The 2639-nt window shown below is 76.5% G+C and carries 1 protein-coding gene; it reads right to left on the bottom strand.

From position 1 onward, the window contains the following. Positions 1 to 2639 (bottom strand): acyltransferase domain-containing protein (locus tag ACYVE9_RS22165; protein WP_461029650.1); only part of this gene is annotated, 2639 nt, incomplete at both ends.

Below are 2639 nucleotides of genomic sequence, written 5' to 3'. Positions count from 1 at the left end.
ACCCGGGCCGGCCACCAGGCAACTGCCCTGCGGCGTACCGGACTCCGGCTGCGGCGCCGGCTGCCACTCGGTGCGGAAGAGCGCGTTGCGGGTCTGGTCGGCGGTCGGTGCGGTCGCCCCGTCTGCCATCGGGCGGGTGGTCAGCGCGCCGACGGACACCACGGGCGCACCCGTCGGGTCGGTGGCCAGCAGGGACACGCCGTCCGGGCCCGCCCAGCTCAGCCGGACCCGCAGGGCGGTGGCGCCGGACGCGTGGACGGTCACCGCGTGCCAGGAGAACGGCAGCCGCAGCCCGTCCGGTTCCGGCTCCGCCAGCTCGCGAAGGATGTCGGGGTGCAGCGCCCCGTCCAGCAGTCCGGGGTGGACGCTCCACCCGCGGGCCGCGTCCTCGTCCGCCAACTCGATCTCGGCGAACGCCTCGTCGTCCCGGCGCCACAGGGCGCGCAGCCCCCGGAACAGGGGCCCGTAGCCGTATCCGGCGCGGGCGAGCCGGTCGTAGGCGTCCTCGACGGGCACGGGTTCGGCGTGCCGCGGCGGCCACTCGGCGAAGTCGGCGGCGGTGTCCGGCTCGTCCGGTGCGGCCGGCCTGAGGAACCCGCTGGCGTGCCGGACCCAGACGATCTCCTCGCCGTGCTCCGCCACCCCGTCCGCGGTGCCGTCCTGCCGGGTGGAGTGGACGGACACCGGGCGGCGGCCGGCCGGGTCGGCGGCGCCGACGGTGATCTGCAGGCCGACCGTCTCCTGGCCGTCGAGGACCAGGGGCGCCTCCAGGACCAGTTCCTCCAGCTCCGAGCAGCCGACCTCGTCGCCCGAGCGGATCGCCGCCTCGACGAAGGCCGTGCCGGGGAACAGCACCGCGTCGCGAACCACGTGGTCGGCGAGCCACGGCTGGGTGGCCGCGGACACCCGGCCGGTCACCACCAGGCCGTCGCCGTCCGCCCGGTGGACGGCGGCGCCCAGCAGCGGGTGCGCCATGGGCCACTGCCCCACCGACTCCGCGTCGCCGCCGGTGGGCAGGCCGGTCAGCCAGTGGCTGTCGCCCTGGAACGGGTAGGTCGGCAGGTCCGGCAGGGCCGTCGCGGCCCGGCCCTGGAGGCTGATGCCGTGGGCGTGCGCCTGTGCGGCGGCCTCGGCCAGGGTGTCCGGTCCGCCCAGGTCACGGCGCAGGGTGCCCTGCACCGTGGGGGCCGTCGCGGAGGTGTCCTCCAGCGTCTGCTGCAGCGGGAGGGCGAGCACCGGGTGCGGGCTGACCTCCAGGAACGCGGTGTGGCCGTCCTCGACCAGGGCGCGGGTGGCCGTCTCGAACTCGACGGTGTGGCGCAGGTTCCGGTACCAGTAGGCGGCGTCGAGGCCGTCGCCGTCGACGCGGGTGCCGGTGAGTGAGGAGTAGAAGGGGACACGGGTCCGGCGGGGGCTGACCGGCGCGAGGCGGTCGAGGAGTTCCGTGCGCAGCCGCTCGACGTGCGGTGAGTGGGAGGCGTAGTCGACGGGGACGCGGCGGGCCCGGATGCCGTGCGTGTCGCAGTGGCGCTCCAGGGCGTCGAGGTCGCCGGGGCTGCCGGAGACGACCGTGCTGCCGGGGCTGTTGACGGCGGCCACGTGCGCGTCCAGGTCGAGCGCGGTGAGCAGTTCCCGTACCCGGGCCGGCTCCAGGGCCAGGGAGGTCATGCCGCCGTGCCCGGCCAGGGAGGTGATGAGCTGCGAGCGCAGCGCCACCACGCGTGCGCCGTCGTCCAGGGACAGCACCCCGGCGACGGTCGCGGCGGCGATCTCCCCCTGGGAGTGGCCGAGTACGGCGGCGGGGGCGGCTCCCTGCTCCTCCCAGGCCGCGGCGAGGGCGACCATCACGGCCCACAGGGCCGGCTGCACGACGTCGACACGGTCCAGGGACGGCTGGCCGGCCTCTCCGGTCAGGACGGCGAAGAGGTCCCAGTCGACGAAGGGCGCCAGGGCGTCACGGCACTGGCCGAGCCGCTCGGCGAACGCGCCGCCCGCGGCGAGGAGTTCGGTGGCCATGCCGGCCCACTGGGCGCCCTGGCCGGAGAAGACCCAGACCGCCCCGCCGTGGACGGGTCCGGAGCCGGTGCGGACCGACGGGTGGGAGACGCCCGCGGCGGCGGCCCGGAGCGCGTCGACGGCCTCCGTCCGGTCGGTGGCCACGACGGCGGCACGGTGTTCGAAGAGCGAGCGGCGGGCGAGGGCACCGGCCACCTGGGCCAGGGGGGCCTGCGGGTGGCGGGTGAGGTGGGCGGCGAGGCGCTCGCACTGCTCCCGGACGGCGTTGGCGTCCCGGCCCGACACCACCAGGGGCTGTGGTCCGGCGGGTGCGCTGTCGTCCGCCGGGGGCGCCGCGTCGGGCGCCTCCAGGATCAGGTGGGCGTTCGTGCCGCTGGCGCCGAACGAGGAGACGCCGGCACGGCGCGGGCGGTCGGTGCCGGGCCACGGGGTGGCCTCGGTGAGGATCCGTATCCTGCCGGTGGTCCAGTCGACGTGCCGGGACGGCTCGTCGACGTGCAGGGTGCGCGGCAGGACGCCGTGCCGCATCGCCTGCACCATCTTGATGACACCGGTCACACCGGCCGCCGCCTGGGTGTGGCCGATGTTGGACTTCAGCGCGCCGAGCCACAGCGGCCGGTCGG

Source organism: Streptomyces sparsus (assembly GCF_054776295.1).
This window is presented reverse-complemented; position numbering and strand designations above follow the sequence as displayed.